At 63.3% G+C, this 16,826-nt stretch carries 15 protein-coding genes; 5 read left to right on the forward strand and 10 right to left on the reverse strand.

The genetic code is table 11. From position 1 onward, the window contains the following. Positions 1-58 precede the first annotated feature (58 nt). Both ctaD and coxB read right to left on the reverse strand, forming a co-directional pair. Positions 59-1,654, reverse strand: coding sequence for a cytochrome c oxidase subunit I (gene ctaD / locus KCG88_RS16565; RefSeq protein WP_047290205.1), 1,596 nt, complete (start codon positions 1,652-1,654; stop codon positions 59-61). 82 nt (positions 1,655-1,736) lie between these two features. Then, positions 1,737-2,864: a cytochrome c oxidase subunit II gene (gene coxB, locus KCG88_RS16570; RefSeq protein WP_011058449.1), complete on the reverse strand. Its 1,128-nt coding sequence runs from the start codon at positions 2,862-2,864 to the stop codon at positions 1,737-1,739. A gap of 373 nt (positions 2,865-3,237) precedes the next feature. Between coxB and KCG88_RS16575 the strand changes: the two genes are divergently transcribed. Further along, positions 3,238-3,888, forward strand: a complete 651-nt coding sequence (locus KCG88_RS16575; RefSeq protein ID WP_015633641.1) for a hypothetical protein — start codon at positions 3,238-3,240, stop codon at positions 3,886-3,888. 83 nt (positions 3,889-3,971) lie between these two features. Here the strand turns inward: KCG88_RS16575 and KCG88_RS16580 are convergent, their stop codons facing one another. From KCG88_RS16580 to KCG88_RS16590, 3 genes are all read right to left on the reverse strand, one after another. Continuing rightward, positions 3,972-5,507 (reverse strand): SulP family inorganic anion transporter, encoded by a 1,536-nt coding sequence (locus tag KCG88_RS16580; RefSeq protein ID WP_047290203.1) that lies wholly within the window; start codon positions 5,505-5,507, stop codon positions 3,972-3,974. Positions 5,508-5,598: 91 nt separating this feature from the next. After that, positions 5,599-6,333, reverse strand: coding sequence for a carbonic anhydrase (locus KCG88_RS16585; RefSeq protein ID WP_047338219.1), 735 nt, complete (start codon positions 6,331-6,333; stop codon positions 5,599-5,601). 243 nt (positions 6,334-6,576) lie between these two features. After that, a complete protein-coding gene (locus KCG88_RS16590) occupies positions 6,577-7,635 on the reverse strand; it encodes a PA0069 family radical SAM protein (protein ID WP_011058445.1) in 1,059 nt (352 codons plus the stop codon). 198 nt (positions 7,636-7,833) lie between these two features. Here KCG88_RS16590 and KCG88_RS16595 point away from each other — a divergent pair, with 198 nt between their 5' ends. Beyond that, positions 7,834-8,190: a hypothetical protein gene (locus tag KCG88_RS16595; protein WP_047290201.1), complete on the forward strand. Its 357-nt coding sequence runs from the start codon at positions 7,834-7,836 to the stop codon at positions 8,188-8,190. Positions 8,191-8,235: 45 nt separating this feature from the next. Here the strand turns inward: KCG88_RS16595 and KCG88_RS16600 are convergent, their stop codons facing one another. The 3 genes from KCG88_RS16600 to KCG88_RS16610 are packed head-to-tail and all read right to left on the reverse strand — an operon-like array spanning position 8,236 to position 12,092. Continuing rightward, positions 8,236-9,540, reverse strand: a complete 1,305-nt coding sequence (locus KCG88_RS16600) for a cytochrome c (protein WP_210712743.1) — start codon at positions 9,538-9,540, stop codon at positions 8,236-8,238. A gap of 12 nt (positions 9,541-9,552) precedes the next feature. Next, complete coding sequence (locus KCG88_RS16605) at positions 9,553-11,337, reverse strand: GMC family oxidoreductase (protein WP_015633637.1); 1,785 nt, start codon at positions 11,335-11,337, stop codon at positions 9,553-9,555. 2 nt (positions 11,338-11,339) lie between these two features. Next, positions 11,340-12,092 carry a gluconate 2-dehydrogenase subunit 3 family protein gene (locus KCG88_RS16610; protein WP_047290198.1) on the reverse strand — a complete coding sequence of 251 codons (753 nt, stop codon included), beginning with the start codon at positions 12,090-12,092 and terminating at the stop codon, positions 11,340-11,342. Positions 12,093-12,384: 292 nt separating this feature from the next. Here KCG88_RS16610 and KCG88_RS16615 point away from each other — a divergent pair, with 292 nt between their 5' ends. Next, positions 12,385-13,044: a tyrosine-protein phosphatase gene (locus KCG88_RS16615; protein WP_047290197.1), complete on the forward strand. Its 660-nt coding sequence runs from the start codon at positions 12,385-12,387 to the stop codon at positions 13,042-13,044. Between the two features lie 119 nt (positions 13,045-13,163). Here KCG88_RS16615 and KCG88_RS16620 read toward each other — a convergent pair whose 3' ends face one another. Next, on the reverse strand, positions 13,164-13,442 hold the full coding sequence (locus tag KCG88_RS16620) for a YheV family putative zinc ribbon protein (RefSeq protein WP_047290196.1): 279 nt from the start codon (positions 13,440-13,442) through the stop codon (positions 13,164-13,166). Beyond that, positions 13,439-15,490 (reverse strand): oligopeptidase A, encoded by a 2,052-nt coding sequence (gene prlC, locus KCG88_RS16625; RefSeq protein ID WP_047290253.1) that lies wholly within the window; start codon positions 15,488-15,490, stop codon positions 13,439-13,441. The genes KCG88_RS16620 and prlC overlap by 4 nt, the downstream gene beginning before the upstream one ends. Positions 15,491-15,592: 102 nt before the next feature. Here prlC and KCG88_RS16630 point away from each other — a divergent pair, with 102 nt between their 5' ends. Next, positions 15,593-16,138 (forward strand): gamma carbonic anhydrase family protein, encoded by a 546-nt coding sequence (locus KCG88_RS16630; RefSeq protein ID WP_047290195.1) that lies wholly within the window; start codon positions 15,593-15,595, stop codon positions 16,136-16,138. Positions 16,139-16,166: 28 nt separating this feature from the next. Beyond that, the gene (locus tag KCG88_RS16635; protein WP_047338213.1) at positions 16,167-16,817 is read left to right on the forward strand and encodes an HAD family hydrolase; all 651 of its coding nucleotides are present in this window, start codon (positions 16,167-16,169) and stop codon (positions 16,815-16,817) included. Positions 16,818-16,826: the final 9 nt, after the last annotated feature.

The following is a 16,826-nucleotide window of genomic DNA, read 5'->3' on the forward strand; positions in this document are numbered from 1 at the left end:
AACCGGGCACCACCCGCTGGCGCCTTCGCGAGCGAGCTCGCTCCTACAGCACAGATGTTCATTTCACTTCCGGCGGCGTGACAAAGGTGTGGTACGGCGCCGGCGAGGGAATGCTCCACTCCAGGCCTTCGGCGCCTTCCCAGGGTTTGGCCGGAGCCGGTTTGCCGCCGCGAATGCACTTGATGACGATGAACAGGAAGAAGATCTGCGTCGCACCGAAGGTGAAGGCACCGATGGAGGACACCATGTTGAAGTCGGCGAACTGCAGGTTGTAGTCCGGGATCCGCCGCGGCATGCCCGCCAGCCCCACGAAGTGCATGGGGAAGAACGCCATGTTCATGCCGACGAAGGACAGCCAGAAGTGCAGCTTGCCCAGGGTCTCGTCATACATGTGCCCGGTCCACTTGGGCAGCCAGTAGTAGGCCGAGGCGAAGATCCCGAAGATCGCCCCCGGCACCAGTACGTAGTGGAAGTGCGCCACCACGAAGTAGGTGTCCTGGTACTGGAAGTCCGCCGGGGCAATGGCCAGCATCAGCCCGGAGAAACCGCCGATGGTGAACAGAATGACGAAGGCCACCGCGAACAGCATCGGCGTCTCGAAGGTCAGCGAGCCCTGCCACATGGTACTCACCCAGTTGAACACCTTGACCCCGGTGGGCACGGCGATCAGCAGGGTGGCGTACATGAAGAACAGCTCGCCCACCAGCGGGATGCCCACCACGAACATGTGGTGCGCCCAGACGATGAACGACAGGAAGGCAATCGCCCCGGTGGCATAGACCATCGAGGTGTAGCCGAACAGTGGCTTGCGGCTGAAGGTGGGGATGATCGAGCTGACCGCGCCGAAGGCCGGCAGGATCATGATGTACACCTCGGGATGGCCGAAGAACCAGAACACGTGCTGGAACAACACCGGGTCGCCGCCGCCGGCTGCGCTGAAGAAGCTGGTGCCGAAATGGATGTCCATCAGCATCATGGTCACCACCCCGGCCAGTACCGGCATCACCGCAATCAGCAGGAAGGCGGTGATCAGCCAGGTCCAGACGAACAGTGGCATCTTCATCAGGGTCATGCCCGGGGCTCGCAGGTTGAGGATGGTGGCGATCACGTTGATCGCGCCCATGATCGAGCTGACGCCCATCAGGTGGATGGCGAAGATGAAGAAAGTCACGCTTTCCGGGGCATAGGTGGTGGACAGGGGGGCATAGAAGGTCCAGCCGAAGTTCGGCCCGCCGCCGGGCATGAACAGGGTCGAGATCAGCAACAGGAAGGCCGCCGGCAGCAGCCAGAAGCTGAAGTTGTTCATCCGCGGCAGGGCCATGTCCGGCGCGCCGATCATCAGCGGGATCATCCAGTTGGCCAGGCCGACGAAGGCCGGCATCACCGCGCCGAAGACCATCACCAGGCCATGCATGGTGGTCATCTGGTTGAAGAACGCCGGCTCGACGATCTGCAGCCCGGGCTGGAACAGCTCGGCACGGATCACCATGGCGAACGAGCCGCCCAGCAGGAACATGCAGAAGCTGAACCACAGGTACAGGGTGCCGATGTCCTTGTGGTTGGTGGTCAGTACCCAGCGCATCAGGCCCTTGGCTGGGCCATGGGCGTGTTCATCATGGCCGGCGTGGCCGTGGTCATCGATCACAGCACTCATGTCCTGTCTCCTGCGAGCGAATGGACTGGATGATCGGCGGCGAGACGCCGCGACCGGTTGCGCACATACCCCATGAGCCGGCTCATTTGCTTTCCGCCTGCTTCAGCGCCAGGACTTCCTTGGGCGTCACCATGTCGCCCTTGTTGTTGCCCCAGGCGTTGCGTTCGTAGGTGACGACGGCGGCGATGTCGACTTCCGACAGCTGCTTGCCGAAGGCCGCCATGGCGGTGCCCGGCTTGCCGTGGAACACCAGGCTCAGGTGAGCCTCCTTGGGACCGGTAGCGATCTTCGAGCCCTTGAGGGCCGGGAACATCGGCGGCAGGCCCTGGCCTTCTGCCTGGTGACAAGCAACGCAGGTGGTGTGGTAGATCTTGTCACCGCGGGCCACCAGCTCGTCGAGGGTCCATTCCTTGCTGGTCAGCTCCTTGAGCTTGGCCGCCTCGGCCTTGCGCTCGCCCATCCAGGTGTCGTAGTCGGCCTGGCTCTTGACCTCCACCACGATCGGCATGAAGCCGTGGTCCTTGCCGCACAGCTCGGCGCACTGGCCACGGTAGATGCCGGGCTTGTCGACCCGGGTCCAGGCTTCGTTGACGAAACCCGGGATGGCATCGCGCTTGACCGCGAAGGCCGGTACCCACCAGGAGTGGATGACGTCGGCGGCGGTCACCAGAAAGCGCACCTTGGCGCCCACCGGCAGCACCAGCGGCTGGTCGACTTCCAGCAGGTAGTGCTCGCCCTTGGTGCTCTGGTTGTGGATCTGGTCGGCGGGAGTGGCCAGGTTGCTGAAGAACTCCACATCCTGGCCGAGGTATTTGTAGTGCCACTTCCACTGATAGCCGGTGATCTGGATATCCACGTCCGGCTCGCTGGTGTCGTACATCTTGATCAGCGTTGCCGTGGCAGGCACGGCCATGGCCACCAGGATCAGGAAGGGAATGATGGTCCAGAGGATTTCCACCGTGGTGCTTTCGTGGAACTTGGCCGGGACCTGGCCGACGGAACGACGGTGAACGATCATCGACCAGAACATCGCACCGAAGACGATGACGCCGATCACCACACAGATCCAGAAGATGGTCATGTGCAGGTCGAATACCGCGTGGCTTATCTCGGTCGCCCCAGGCGTCATATTCACGGTCCAGGCGGCTTGCGCCTGGCTGAATACCGACCACAACAGGAGGCCCATCCAGACATGTGGATGTCGCATCATTGCGGGTTCCCCTTATCGTTCTTGTTATCCCGCCGGCTTAACACCTGCGGCAAGGGAGCGGCTGCCTAGACTACGAACTTAAACCGGCCGAGCCTTCGCTGCATTTGCAGTCGGGCGTCATCAGCTAACTTCATACAAGGGCGAGTATAGACAGCGACTCCCACCTCGCAACGCGAGGGCGTAAATCAGCTGAAACACTAATAAGGAGGTTTGCAGGCCACGGCTGGAAAGGGATCGAGTGTCTTGGATGGCGAAACGATATAACCGTGGTGACTAAGCATGAAATAATTATGACAAATGCGTCTTAAGCGCTTTTGTAAGCAGGCTAACTTATGTTCTCCCTATTCAATTGCCCTTGTTCCCTGGAGTTTTCATGAACACCGCCGCATTGCGCGAGCAGATCAAACTGGCCCAGCAGCACGAAGCCAGTACCGGCCTCCTGACCCGTCAGTTGGAGAGCCAATTGCCTCACCTGCACCCCGCCATCCAGCTGCCCGAAGTCGACGCCAAGGGCGTCATGACCCGTTTTGTCAGCGCCTACATCGACCAGGTTCCAGACCTTCTGGACGCCGCCAACTCTGTAGCCCGGGAAGCCGGCATCGAGTCACAGATCAAGCCGGTGCTCAAGATCGCCGAGCAATTCTTCCTCCAGCCGCCGGCCATCATGGACGGTCACGTCGGCCTCGACGGCCTGCTGGATGAAGCCTATCTGGCCCACCGTCTGGTGGAAGAGGTCAACGACCTGTACATCAAGCATTTCGGCCGTCCGCTGATCCCCCTGGACATGACAGTCGCCAACCTCATCGCCCACCAACTGATCGGCGAAACCTTCGCCAACCAGCTGGACGAAGCGGTGCACCACGCCGTCGACGCCATGCTCGACGAAGAAAGCTTCGCCCTGGAGTCGGTGGAAGCCTACCGCGAGAAACTCAGCAGCCCGGACACCGAGGCCGCCTGGAAACGCTGGCCTTGCCTGTCACGCCAACTGGGCGTGGAACTGGAACTCGACCAGCCCGCCGCCTGACCCATTCCTCGCCAGCAAGGCTCGCAGCGAGCCTTGTGGCGAAGGGCCTGGCTTGCCCAAGCCCCTCGCGCCCACCCGGCGATTCAACCTCTCACCGCAGCCGCCCCCACGCCGCTGGTAGTGGTCAACCGGCCCTCCAGGCGCCGCTTCAAGCCCCGCGTTTCGATCACCAGCCGCGAGCCCTTGGCACTGTTGGCCCGATTCCAGTCTTCCAGCAACTCCAGGCACGCATGGTCGATATAACTGAGGTTGCTGAGGGGCACATGCACAGTGGTGGCCGGGGGAATCGTCGCCAGTACCCGAGTCAGGGCCGGTACCTTGAGAAAGGTCGCAGCGCCCACCAGACGCAACTCCATCTCGCCTTCCTCTGCCAGGTCGATCAGGCTGATCTTCAAGCGCGACGCCTTGAACGCCAGCTTGGCCAGGGTCAGGGCAAAACCGATCAGTACCCCGGTCAGCAGGTCGCTGAAGACAATCGCCAGGGCCGTCACCGCATAAGTCAGCATCGGCATGCGCCCGTAGCGCCCCAGGCCGCGGAAGACCTTGAGGTCCACCAGCTTGAAGCCGGTGTAGACCAGCACCCCCGCCAGGCTCGCCACTGGAATGCTCTGCAGCACGCTGGACAGCACCAGCACGAAACCCAGTAGCCACAGGCCATGGAAAATCGTCGAGTAACGGGTCTGGGCCCCGGCCTGGACATTAGCCGAGCTGCGCACGATGACCCCGGTCATGGGCAGGGCACCCAGCAGGCCACAGAGCATGTTGCCCACGCCCTGGGCCGATAGCTCACGGTCGAAATCCGAACGCTGGCCGCTGTGCATACGATCCACTGCGGCGGCGGACAGCAGGGTTTCGGCACTGGCGATAAAGGCCACGGCGAAGGCCGCAATCAGCAGGTTGGGGTCCGCCAGGTTGAGCAGGTCGGCGGGGCGCAGCCAGTCGATGGCCTCGGCCAGGTTGGCCGGCACCTCGACCCTCTTCACCGGCAGCGCCAGCAGCAAGCTGGCCAGGGTCGCCAGCCCCACACCGAGCAGGGCTCCGGGGATGAACCGCAGTGCCCGGGGCCGCCACTTGTCCCAGCCCCACATCACCGCGATGGTCGCCAACCCCAGCAAGCCTGCCTGCCACCCCAGGCTCGGCAAGGCCTGCGCCAGAGCCTGGGGAAAGCCCACAAGGTTATCCAGGCCCGAGGCCTGGGGCGCGGCATCGAGCATCACATGCACCTGGGACAGCACAATCAGCACGCCGATGCCCGCCAACATGCCGTAGACCACCGCTGGCGCCGTGACCCGGAACCAGCAACCCAGGCGCAGGCGCCCGGCCAGCAATTGCAACAGCCCGGCCAGCAGCAGGATCGGCCCGAGCATGGCCACCCCATGCTGGCGCACCAGCTCGAACACCAGCACCGCCAGCCCGGCCGCCGGCCCGCTGACCTGCAAGGGCGAGCCCGCCAGCCAGCCCACCACCAGGCCGCCGATGATCCCGGTGATCAGGCCCTTGGCCGGCGGCAGGCCCGAGGCAATGGCGATCCCCATGCACAGGGGCAGGGCCACCAGGAACACCACCACCGAAGCCAGCAGCTCCCGTGGCAGGACACTTTTCAACTGTGCTGCACGCATGACAGTTCTCCCGACTTTTCTTCAGGCGTGGCAAAGCCGAGCTGCCAAACGGCAGCCCTGGCTACAACCACTCAAGGGGATTTAGGCGGATTCAGAAGCGCGCTTTGGGCGTCGCTACCGGGATCGGGTGGCTGCCATCCAGAGGCAGGAAACACCCCTTGTCGGCGTCGTAGGCCTTGATCGAGCTGGTCTCGATGTCATAGACCCAGCCATGGATGAACAACTGGCCGTTGGCCATGCGCGAGGCCACGGAAGGATGGGTACGCAGGTGCTGCAATTGAGCAATGACGTTCTCTTCGGTCAGCACATGCATGCTGGAGGATTCATCGGCGCAATCGCAGTTTTCGTGGACCATGGTCCGCGCCACTTCGGCGTGGCGCAGCCAGGCCTTGACCGTGGGCATTTTCTCCAGGCTCTGCGGGTTGAGTACCGCGCGCATGGCGCCGCAATCCGAGTGCCCGCAGACAATGATGTGATGCACCCCCAGGGCCAGCACCGCGTACTCGATCGCCGTGGAAACACCACCGTTCATCTGCCCGTAGGGCGGCACCACGTTGCCCACGTTGCGGGTAACGAACAGATCGCCCGGGGAGCTTTGGGTGATCAGTTCGGGAACGATGCGCGAGTCGGCGCAGGCAATGAACATGGCCCGCGGCCGCTGAGCGGTGGCGAGTTTCTTGAACAGTTCTTCCTGCTGCGGGAAGACTTCATGATGAAAATGTAAAAAGCCGTCAACGATGTGCTGCAGCGCTGCATCGGCGGTCTCGGCGACTTCTGCGGGTGCCGGAGCCGACACAGCCAACGGCTGTTTATCCTTGTCACTCATGATTGATCCTCTCTGTCGGATTTGGTGAATTTTCCAGAAATATCCGGCACGACGCCAGCCATCGTTTAAGAAACCACCGACCCGCTGGCGGCGACCCGTAGGTCACTCGATGAACAAGGTAGCCCTAAATACTTAACTCAAACTGAACGGAAGGCTCTAGAACGCCACTATGGACGATGGCAAAGGGCGACCAAAGTACCTGGGCAAAACTGCGCCCACTACTCAACGATAGGCCAATGCCGCTCACAGCAACGACATCTGCCCGCCCGGCGGACAGAAGGCTGAACAGTCGAGATCGAAACCCTCGCGACGGTTGAGCCCCAAGCGCTTGAGTGCCTTGGCAAAGCGCTGGGCCAGCAGGTCGGCGAAGGGCCCCTCACCGCGCATGCGGGCACCAAAACGGCTGTCGTAGAGCTCACCGCCACGGCTCTGGCGGATCAGGCTGAGCACATGGGCCGCCCTTTGCGGGTAATGCGCCGCCAGCCACTCCTCGAACAGCGGCGCCACTTCCAGGGGCAGGCGCAGCATCATGTAGGCCGCGCTTTGCGCCCCCGCGGCATGGGCCTCGCTGAGCAGGCTTTCCAGTTCGCTGTCGTTGATCATCGGGATCATCGGCGAACACAGCACGCCCACCGGGATACCGGCCCCGCGCATGACCCGGATGGCCCGCAGGCGCGCCTTGGGCGCCGCCGCCCGGGGTTCGAGAATGCGCTTCAACTCATCGTCCAAAGTGGTCAGGCTGATCATTACCGCCACCAGGCGCTGGCGCGCCAGCTCGCTCAGCAGGTCCAGGTCCCGGAGGATCAGCGAGCCCTTGGTGACGATGGTCACCGGGTGCCGATAGCGCAGCAGCACCTCCAGGGTGCGCCGGGTCAACTGCTGTTCGCGCTCGATGGGCTGGTAGGGGTCGGTATTGGACCCCAGGTTGATCGGTGCGCAGCGATAGCCGGGCTTGGACAGTTGCTGCTCCAGCAAGGCCGCGGTGTTGCTCTTGGCGATCAGCTTGGTTTCGAAATCCAGCCCCGGGGACAGGTCCCAATAGGCGTGGCTGGGCCGCGCGTAGCAATAGATGCAACCGTGCTCGCAACCGCGATAGGGGTTGATGGAACGATCGAAGGGCAGGTCCGGCGAACTGTTGCGGGTGATGATCGACTTGGCCGTTTCAAAGCGCACCTCGGTGCCCTGGGTCAACGGCACTTCCTGGTACCAGCCATCATCCTCGGCCACCGAGCGGTTGGGCGCAAAACGGTTGTGCGGATTGCTGGCGGTACCGCGACCACGGGGAGGCAGGGGGTTGAACATGGAAGCACTCCATAACTGTATGCACATACAGTAATGGAGCCGGATTTACCTGACCAGCACCGTCGGACCGAAACCCACCCTGCCAGCGAGCGCTGCCCGGTGCGACACAAGGTGCACCGCATCCTTGGCTGACAAGCCGGCTACTGCGGGCGTGTGGCGTTAGGGTATAAGGCAGGCTCAAAGAACAGGAGCACAAGCATGCCCAGGACACCCGGCACGCTGGAAAAGATCTTCTACGCCGCAGAGGCCTACCTCCCCAGCTACGAACAGGGTGCCGACCTGATCATCGTCAGGGCTCCCGACGGGCAGTTGTGGGGAGTGGCCTGCGAGTTCGAGCTGTGCACCCAGGACATCGAAAAGGCCACCCTGAGCGGCCAGCAACCCTTCGATGAAGCGGACCCGAAGTTCGCCGAGGTGCGCTGGAGCCCCTGCCACGACGGCATGGGCCTGCTGCCCGCAAGCTGGGAAGACCTGATGAACGCCGGGCTGGCGGACTGCATCGCCGGCTATCAGCTGGAAAGCCGCCTGGGCATCCAGCGCTTCACTCAGGGCTGAACGGCCATCCTGGGCCGGCGCCCGCAGCGAGCGCCGGCCTTGGGGTTAGTGGCTGGTGACCTGCCCCAGGTCGTCGTTGGAGGTGCTCTGCAAGTCGCCATTGCGCAGCGCCGCCACATCCCCGGGCTTCACCGCCGATGCCTGGTTGCCCCAGCTGCTGCGGATGAAGTTGACCACATCGGCCACCTCCTGGTCCGACAGACGCCAGGCGAAGGCCGGCATGGTGAAGGTCGACGGCGCGCTCTGGGTCGCCGGCAAGGTGCCGCCCTTGAGCACGATATGGATCAGCGAGGTGGCATCCGCCGATTGCAGCACGGGGTTGCCTGCCAGCGCCGGGAACACCCGGGTGTAGCCGTGGCCGTCGGTGCGGTGGCAGGCCGCGCAGTTGTCGATGTACACCGCCGCGCCCGGCTTGCTGTCGTCACCGTTCCACAGGGCCTGGGCCACTTGCTTGTCGTACTGGTGCGGCGGGTCCTTGGGGTCATTGGCCGGCAGGGACTTGAGATAGCGGGCAATCGCCGTCAGGTCGGCGTCGGTCATGTACTGCATGCTGTGGACCACCACATCGCTCATGCCGCCGAACACCGCGCTGCGATCACTGCGACCGGTCTTGAGGAACTGCACCAGTTGCTCTTCGCTCCAGCTGCCCAGGCCATCCTTGTGATCGCCGCGCAGGCTCTTGGCGATCCAGCCCTCCAGCGGCGCGCTGCCAGAGAGGAAGTCGCTGCCATCGCTGGCGCTCAAGGCCTTCTCCTGCATGGTCAGGGCCCGTGGCGTGTGGCAGGCGCCGCAGTGGCCCAGGCCTTCCACCAGGTAGGCACCGCGGCTGATCACCGGATCGCTGCCAGCCGCAGGTACCGGGCTCTCCACGCTCGGGGCGAACATCCAGCGCCAGATGGACAGCGGCCAACGCATGCTCAGGGGCCAGGGAATGTCACTGTCCTGGTTGTCCCGGGCCACCGGTGCCACGCCCTTCATGAAGTAGGCATACAGCGCCTGCATGTCGGCGTCGCTGACTCGGGCGTAGGAGGGAAACGGCATGGCCGGGTACAGGGTACTGCCGCCCTTGGCCACGCCATGGCGCACGGCTTTGTCGAAGTCCTCGAAGCTGTAGTCGCCGATGCCGGTCTTGTCCGGGGTGATGTTGGTGGAATAGATCACGCCGATAGGGGTTTCCATCGGCAGCCCGCCGGCGAACGGCTTGCCGTCCTTGGCGGTATGGCAGGCTACGCAGTCACCGGCGCGGGCCAGGTATTCGCCCTGCTTCACCAGGGCCTGCTGATCCGCTTCGGCAGCATTGACGGCTGCGCTGCCCAGCAGCGCCAGGGTGGCGATAACGAGTGCTTTCATGGTCATCGCTCCTTATGCCTGAACCAGCGGGCCGGGGTTTTTCAGGTACTGCTCGCGGATCGCCCGGGCCGACCAGTAGGTCAACGCCGCCACCAGGCCGGTAGGGTTGTAGCCCAGGCCTTGAGGGAAGGCCGAAGCCCCGGGCACGAAGACGTTGTGCACGTCCCAGCTTTGCAGGTAGCGGTTCAGCGCGCTGGTCTTGGGGTCGGTGCCCATGATCGCGCCGCCGTTCAAGTGGGTGGTCTGGTAGGACGCAGTGTTGAAGTGCTCACCGACCTTCTTGCCCAGCAGGGCGATGGCCTTGGGGTTCATCGCCTCGGCGATCTTGCCCATTTTCTCCACCATGAAGCGGTTCATCTTGATGTCGTTTTCCTGCCAGTCGAAGGTCATCCGCAGCAGGGGCAAGCCGTAGGCATCGCGGTACACCGGGTCCAGATCCAGGTAGTTGCCCCGGTAGGACTGATGCGCGCCGTGGGCGTCCATCGACACCTGGTGGGTGTAGTAGTCGGCGGTGGCTTTCTTCCAGGCACTGCCCCAGGCCGGGGTACCCGGTGGGTTCGAGGTGCCGGCGATGGGCCGGCTGCCGGCCTGGTTGACCCACATCGGCGAGCCGCCTACAAAGCCGTGGGGGCCGTGGTCGAAGTTATCGGCGTTGAAGTCGTCCACCGCCACGCCGTTGCCGCCGGCGCCGATGAAGTTGTTGGTGTGCACGTCCTTGTCGAAGTAGGCCTTGATGGTGGCCATGTTCTGGTAGGCGAAGTTCTTGCCCACCACGCCTTCGCCGGTGATCGGGTCGTAGGGCTTGCCGATGCCCGACAGCAGCATCAGGCGCACGTTGTGGAACTGGAAGGCGCCGAGGATCACCAGGTCCGCCGGCTGCTCGATCTCGCGGCCCTGGCCATCGACGTAGGTGACGCCGGTGGCGCGGGTCTTGCTGCTGTCGAGGTTGACCCTGAGCACGTGGGAGTTGGGCCGCAGCTCGAAGTTCGGCAGCGGCTTGAGGGCCGGCAGGATGTTCACGTTGGGCGAAGCCTTGGAGTACATGTAGCAGACGTAGCCGCTGCAGAAACCGCAGAAGTTGCACGGCCCCATCTGTGCACCATAGGGGTTGGTGTAAGGCCCAGACGTATTGGCCGACGGCAGGTTGTAGGGTTTGTAGCCCACCTCATTGGCCGCTTTCTGAAACAGCTGTGCGGAATAGGTGTTCTTCTGCGATTCCAGCGGGAAGTGGTCTGAGCGATCCGGCGCATAAGGGTTGCCGCCCTTGCCGTCGCCCACCAGTTGGCCCTTCACGGTCCAGGCCTGGCCCGAGGTGCCGAAGACCTTTTCCGCGTAGTCGAAGAACGGTTCCAGCTCTTCATAGCTGACGCCGAAGTCCTGGATGGTCATGTCCTTGGGAATGAAGTTCTTGCCGTAGCGCTCTTCGTAGTGGCTGCGCATGCGCAGCTCGATGGGGTCGACGCGAAAATGCACCCCGGACCAGTGCAGGCCGGCACCGCCCACGCCATTGCCCGGCAGAAAGGCCCCCAGTTGACGGTTGGGCAGGGCCACGTCGTTGACGCTGTGGCGGATGGTCACCGTCTCCTTGGAGATGTCCTGAAAGAGTTTCTTGCGCACGCTGTAGGTGAGTTCGTCGATCACCTGGGGATAGTTGCCGTCCGGGTAGGTGTCCTGCATCGGCCCGCGCTCCAGCGCCAGCACATTGAGCCCGGCCTCGGTCAGCTCCTTGGCCATGATCGCGCCGGTCCAGCCGAAACCGACGATCACTGCGTCGACCTTCTTCATTACCGTTGCCATGCTCAGGCCCTCTCGCCGCGAATCGAAACTGCCGGGAAGGGGTATTGCTCGTTGCGTTCCACCCAATCCATGAAATCGGCGCGGGCGCCGGGAAAACCGATCAGGGTCCAGCCCACCAGGCCCTTATTGCCCCCGTGGATCGGGTCGCTGAAGAAGCCTTCCTTGGTGTTCTGCAACAGCAGATTGAAGAAAAGCTTGGCCGGGACCGTGTCGAACTGCGGGGTTCCGGCCTCCAGCTGCTTGAGCAAGTCGTCTCGGGTAGCGCTGTCTTGCGCAGCAAATGTTTGCCCCTTGAGCTCTTTGCACCACGCATCCGTGGCGGCAATGCCCAGGCGATAGATGTCCTTGGGCACCAGTTTGCTCTGCCAGCCCATCTCCGGTGCGGCGTCGGCCTTGAACGGGCCTTGCATGTACCACAGGGCGCCAGCGGCGTAGGGGGTATTCATCTGCCGGTCGATGTATTCCGGCACGCCGGCTTCCAGGGCGCCCGGACCCATTTCGTCGGCCGGGATCAGGCGTTCTACCGCGGCCTTGATGAAGGCCCACTCCTCGGCGGTGAAATAGCTCGGTTCATAGCCCTGGCTGCTGCCGGCGCGCTGCTTGCTCGGCGTGGCCGGTGCGGCGGCGGCCGTTTCAGGTGCAGCCGCCAGCAGGGAGCCGCCCAGGCCGGTGCTGGCAACGGTGACCACAGGGATCAAGGTCAGGGATTTACGCAAGAACTCACGCCGCGGGTTGTCTCGATCTTGATCAGACATGGGTGCACCTCATCAGGCATTGATGGATTGGTCAGCCGCGTCATGGCGCGACTTTGTGTTTTGGCAACGCAAAAGGCCGAAAAGCCCCGGTTTTATGAACACATCAGCAAACTTTAGTTACAAATGGTAGCAGGCTAAGCATCCAGATAAATCGTTTCAGGCGGAAAAAAGATCAGAAATCGCCGGAAAAAGCGGATCAGCTTCACGATTCTTTGACAGAGGGCTCACGGGGCTTTGACCCGGGCAAACCGATACTGCGCGACATTGAATCCCCTGATCGGTGATCCCGCGCATGTCGAGCATTCGTTTCATCCCGGCCCTTTGCCTGTCGTTGCTGGCACTGCTTGCCGGGCCCCAGGTACAAGCCGCCGAGGCCCCCTCCAGCCGCCCGGACCAATGGGCGCAGCCAGTGGAAAAGCAGTACAACCTGTACCAGATGTCCCCGACCCTGTATCGCAGCGCCCTGCCGGACAAAGGCGCGGTGCCGCTGCTGCAGCAGCTCAAGGTGGCCACGGTGATCAACTTCCTGCCGGAGTCCGATGCCAGCTGGCTGTCGGCCCCGGGCATCAACCAGGTGCAGCTGCCTTATCGCACCAACCATGTGGATGACGCCGACGTACTCAAGGCCCTGCGCGCGATCCAGAGCGCCGAAGCCCAGGGCCCGGTGCTGATGCACTGCAAGCACGGCTCGGACCGCACCGGCCTGATGTCGGCCATGTATCGGGTAGTGGTCCAGGGTTGGAGCAAAGAAGAAGCACTGAATGAAATGACTCAGGGCGGATTTGGCGACAGCTCCCACTTCAAGGACGGCATTCGCTACATGATGCAGGCCGATGTCGACAAACTGCGCACCGCCCTGGCCAATGGTGATTGCAGCACCAGCGTCTTTGCCACCTGTTCGGTGAAGAGCTGGTTCGAGACAGTGAGCGCGACCAAGCCGCTGAGCAACTGAGCGCCACACCCTGTGTAGGAGCGAGCTTGCTTGCGAAAACCCAGGGGGCGAAGCAAGGGCGGCGAAGCGATTCGCCGGCAAGCCGGCTCCTGGAGGGGAGCCGGTTTTTTACTGCGGGGTCAGTCGGTCTTTTTCTTCAACTTTGGGTTGGGGAAAAACTGCACCGATTGCACCTTGGTGTCCGCCACCTTGGGCGTCGCGCTGTTGACCCGGGTCCCGAGTTCCTTGGGCACCGACAGCCCCTGTTCGTTGAGGGTGTCGGAGTAGCCACAGGCCACGCATTCACGATGAGGCACATCGTCCTCACTCCACATCATCAGCTTGTCCTGCTCACTGCACGCCGGGCATACCGCCCCGGCGATAAAGCGTTTCTTGGTCTTCACGGGTGCGTCACTCATGCTGCCGCGTCCTCGCTGAGGCCGCTGTGGCGCAAGAGTGCGTCAATCGACGGCGCTCGTCCGCGGAAATCGACGAACAGCACCATGGGCTCCTGGGAGCCGCCACGGGCCAGGATCGCCTCGCGGAACGCTCGCCCGGTGGCCGCGTTGAGCACACCCTCTTCCTCGAACCTGGAGAAGGCGTCGGCCGACAGCACTTCCGCCCACTTGTAGCTGTAGTAGCCCGCGGCATAACCGCCGGCGAAGATGTGCGCGAAGCTGTTGGGGAAGCGGTTGTAGGCCGGCGGGCGCATCACCGAGACCTCATCGCGCACGGTTTCCAGCACTTGCAGCACGCTGCGACCGTCGCCATGGGTGGCGTGCAGCTCGAAGTCGAACAGGGAAAACTCCAGCTGGCGCACCATCATCAGCCCGGACTGGAAGTTCTTCGCCGCCAGCATCTTCTGCAGCAGGTCCTGGGGCAGCGGCTCGCCGGTCTCGTAGTGACCGGAGATCAGCGCCAGGCCTTCCGGCTCCCAGCACCAGTTCTCCATGAACTGGCTCGGCAGCTCGACGGCGTCCCAGGCCACGCCGTTGATCCCGGACACTCCGGCGTGCTCGACCCGGGTCAGCAGGTGGTGCAGGCCGTGGCCGAATTCGTGGAACAGGGTGGTGACCTCATCGTGGGTCAGCAAGGCCGGCTTGCCGCTGACCGCCGGGGTGAAGTTGCACACCAGGTTGGCTACCGGGCTTTGCAATACCCCGTCCAGCGTGCGACGGCGATCGCGGGCACCGTCCATCCAGGCACCGCCGCGCTTGTTGGCGCGGGCATAGAGGTCGAAGAAGAAGCGGCCGACGTGCTGGCCGTTTTCCTTGATCTCGAACAGGCGCACGTCCGGGTGCCAGGTGTCGAAACCTTTCTGCTCGGCGATCTCGATGCCGTACAGGCGCTGGACAATGGCGAACAGCCCGCTCAGCACCTTGTCGATGGGGAAATAGGCGCGCAGGGCTTCCTGGGAAACGCTGTAGCGCTGTTCACGCAGCTTCTCGCCGTAGAAACCGCTGTCCCAGCTTTGCAGGTCGGGGCAACCCTGTTCGGCGGCGTAGGCCTTGAGCTGTTCCAGGTCCCGGGCGGCAAACGGCTTGCTGCGCTTGGCCAAGTCCCGCAGGAAGCTGAGCACCTGGTCGCTGGATTCGGCCATCTTGGTGGCCAGGCTCAGCTCGGAGAAGCTGGCGAAACCCAGGAGCTTGGCCAGCTCCTGACGCAGGTCGAGGATTTCTTCCATGACCGGACCGTTGTCGTTCTGACCGGCGTTAGGGCCCTGGTCCGACGCGCGGGTGCTGTAGGCGGCATAGACTTCTTCGCGCAGGGCACGGTCCTGGGCGTAGGTCATCACTGCGTAGTAGCTGGGGAATTCCAGGGTGATCAGCCAGCCTTCCAGGTCTTTGGCCTGGGCGGCGGCGGCCATTTGCGCCTTGGCCGAGTCGGTCAGGCCGGCCAGGGCGGCCTCGTCGGTGATGTGCTTGGTCCAGGCCTGGGTGGCGTCCAGCAGTTGGTTGGAGAACCGGCTGCCCAGCTCGGAAAGCTTGCTCTGCACCTCGGCATAACGCTTTTGCTGCTCGGGCGGCAGGTCGATGCCCGACAGGCGGAAGTCCCGCAGGGAGTGTTCGAGGATAGTCTTCTGCGCCACGTCGAAACCCGCGGCCTCCGGGCTCTTGGCCAGGGCATCGAAAGCCTGGAACAGCTCGCGGTTCTGGCCCATTTCCGTGGAATAGGCGCTCAGGGCCGGCAGGCAGGCCTCGTAGGCTTCACGCAGTTCAGCGCTGTTGCACACTGCGTTGAGGTGGCTGACCGGGCTCCAGGCCGCACTCAGGCGGTCATTGAGCTCGTCCATGGCCAGCACCAGGCCGGCCCAGGTGGGCTGGGTGGCTTGGGTCTTGAGGATGTCAGCGATGGCGGCGCGGTTGTCAGCCAGGATCTGTTCGATGGCCGGTTGCACATGCTCGGCGCGGATCGCCGAGAACGGCGGCAGGTCGTAGGGCTGCAGAAGAGGGTTGTTCACACTCACGGTGGGCACCTTGGCTGGAAGAAACATTGAGCCATCTTAATTACAATCGACGCCCACCGCAGCTATAGCCCCCATTAATAAATCTCAAAGAGGCATTCGCACTTGGCCATTCGCAGCTACCAGAACCACACCCCGAACCTGGGCGAACGGGCCTTTGTCGACCACTCGGCGGTGGTCATCGGCGACGTGGAAATCGGCGCCGACAGCTCGGTCTGGCCGCTGACCGTGATCCGCGGCGACATGCACCGCATCCGCATCGGCGCACGCACCAGCGTGCAGGACGCCAGCGTGCTGCACATTACCCACGCCGGCCCGTTCAACCCCGACGGCTTCCCGCTGCTGATCGGCGACGACGTGACCATCGCCCACAAGGTCATGCTCCACGGTTGCAGCATCGGCAGCCGGGTGCTGATCGGCATGGGCAGCATTGTCATGGACGGCGCGGTGGTGGAGGACGATGTGATCGTCGGCGCCGGCAGCCTGGTGCCACCGGGCAAACGCCTGGAAAGCGGCTTTCTCTATGTGGGCAGCCCGGTGAAGCAGGTGCGCCCGCTGACCGACAAGGAGCGCGCCTTCTTCACTTACAGCGCCGCCAACTACGTGAAGCTCAAGGACCTGCACCTGGCCGAAGGCTACGACCGACCCTGATCTCCCCTTGCACAGCCCAGGAATCCCCATGCATTACCAAACCGTACTGTTCGACCTTGATGGCACCCTCACCGACCCTCGCGAGGGCATCACCCGCTCGATCCAGTTCGCACTGGGCAAACTGGGCATCGACGAGCCAGACCTGAGCAAACTGGAACACTTCATCGGCCCGCCGCTGTTGCAGGCCTTCATGCAGTTCTACGGCTTCGACGAGGCCCGGGCCTGGGAAGCGGTGAATTTCTATCGCGAGCGCTTCAAGGTCACCGGCTTGTATGAAAACCGCGTATTCGATGGTGTCACGCCGTTGCTGGAAACCCTCGGCGGGCAGGGGCGGCAACTGTACATCGCGACCTCCAAGCCCTGGGTCTTCGCCCGGGAGATCGCCCGTCACTTCGACTTCGCCAAGCACTTCAAGGTGATCTACGGCAGCGAACTGGATGGCACCCGCACCGACAAGGTGGAGCTGATCGCCCACCTGCTGGAGCAGGAGCAACTCGACCCTGCCAGCACATTGATGATCGGCGACCGCAAGCACGACCTGATCGGCGCCAGGCGCAACGGGCTGGACGCGGCGGCGGTGGGTTATGGTTTTGGCAGCCATGAGGAATTGATTGCCGAAGCCCCGGCCTATCACTTCCAGACCCTGGGCGAGCTGCACCAGGCGTTTTTGCGGCGTTAGAGCACAGGC

The sequence above is a fragment of the Pseudomonas sp. MWU349 genome, from assembly GCF_017947325.1.
In the GTDB taxonomy this organism is placed as follows: domain Bacteria; phylum Pseudomonadota; class Gammaproteobacteria; order Pseudomonadales; family Pseudomonadaceae; genus Aquipseudomonas; species Aquipseudomonas protegens.

Bases quoted from the DNA above. Each gene is read 5' to 3' on its own strand.
- KCG88_RS16605 (WP_015633637.1), bottom strand. From the start codon at position 11,337: ATGGCAACGGTAATGAAGAAGGTCGACGCAGTGATCGTCGGTTTCGGC.
- KCG88_RS16575 (WP_015633641.1), top strand. From the start codon at position 3,238: ATGAACACCGCCGCATTGCGCGAGCAGATCAAACTGGCCCAGCAGCAC.
- KCG88_RS16610 (WP_047290198.1), bottom strand. From the start codon at position 12,092: ATGTCTGATCAAGATCGAGACAACCCGCGGCGTGAGTTCTTGCGTAAA.
- KCG88_RS16595 (WP_047290201.1), top strand. From the start codon at position 7,834: ATGCCCAGGACACCCGGCACGCTGGAAAAGATCTTCTACGCCGCAGAG.
- KCG88_RS16635 (WP_047338213.1), top strand. From the start codon at position 16,167: ATGCATTACCAAACCGTACTGTTCGACCTTGATGGCACCCTCACCGAC.
- KCG88_RS16600 (WP_210712743.1), bottom strand. From the start codon at position 9,540: ATGAAAGCACTCGTTATCGCCACCCTGGCGCTGCTGGGCAGCGCAGCC.
- ctaD (WP_047290205.1), bottom strand. From the start codon at position 1,654: ATGAGTGCTGTGATCGATGACCACGGCCACGCCGGCCATGATGAACAC.
- KCG88_RS16590 (WP_011058445.1), bottom strand. From the start codon at position 7,635: ATGTTCAACCCCCTGCCTCCCCGTGGTCGCGGTACCGCCAGCAATCCG.
- coxB (WP_011058449.1), bottom strand. From the start codon at position 2,864: ATGATGCGACATCCACATGTCTGGATGGGCCTCCTGTTGTGGTCGGTA.
- KCG88_RS16585 (WP_047338219.1), bottom strand. From the start codon at position 6,333: ATGAGTGACAAGGATAAACAGCCGTTGGCTGTGTCGGCTCCGGCACCC.
- KCG88_RS16615 (WP_047290197.1), top strand. From the start codon at position 12,385: ATGTCGAGCATTCGTTTCATCCCGGCCCTTTGCCTGTCGTTGCTGGCA.
- KCG88_RS16580 (WP_047290203.1), bottom strand. From the start codon at position 5,507: ATGCGTGCAGCACAGTTGAAAAGTGTCCTGCCACGGGAGCTGCTGGCT.
- KCG88_RS16620 (WP_047290196.1), bottom strand. From the start codon at position 13,442: ATGAGTGACGCACCCGTGAAGACCAAGAAACGCTTTATCGCCGGGGCG.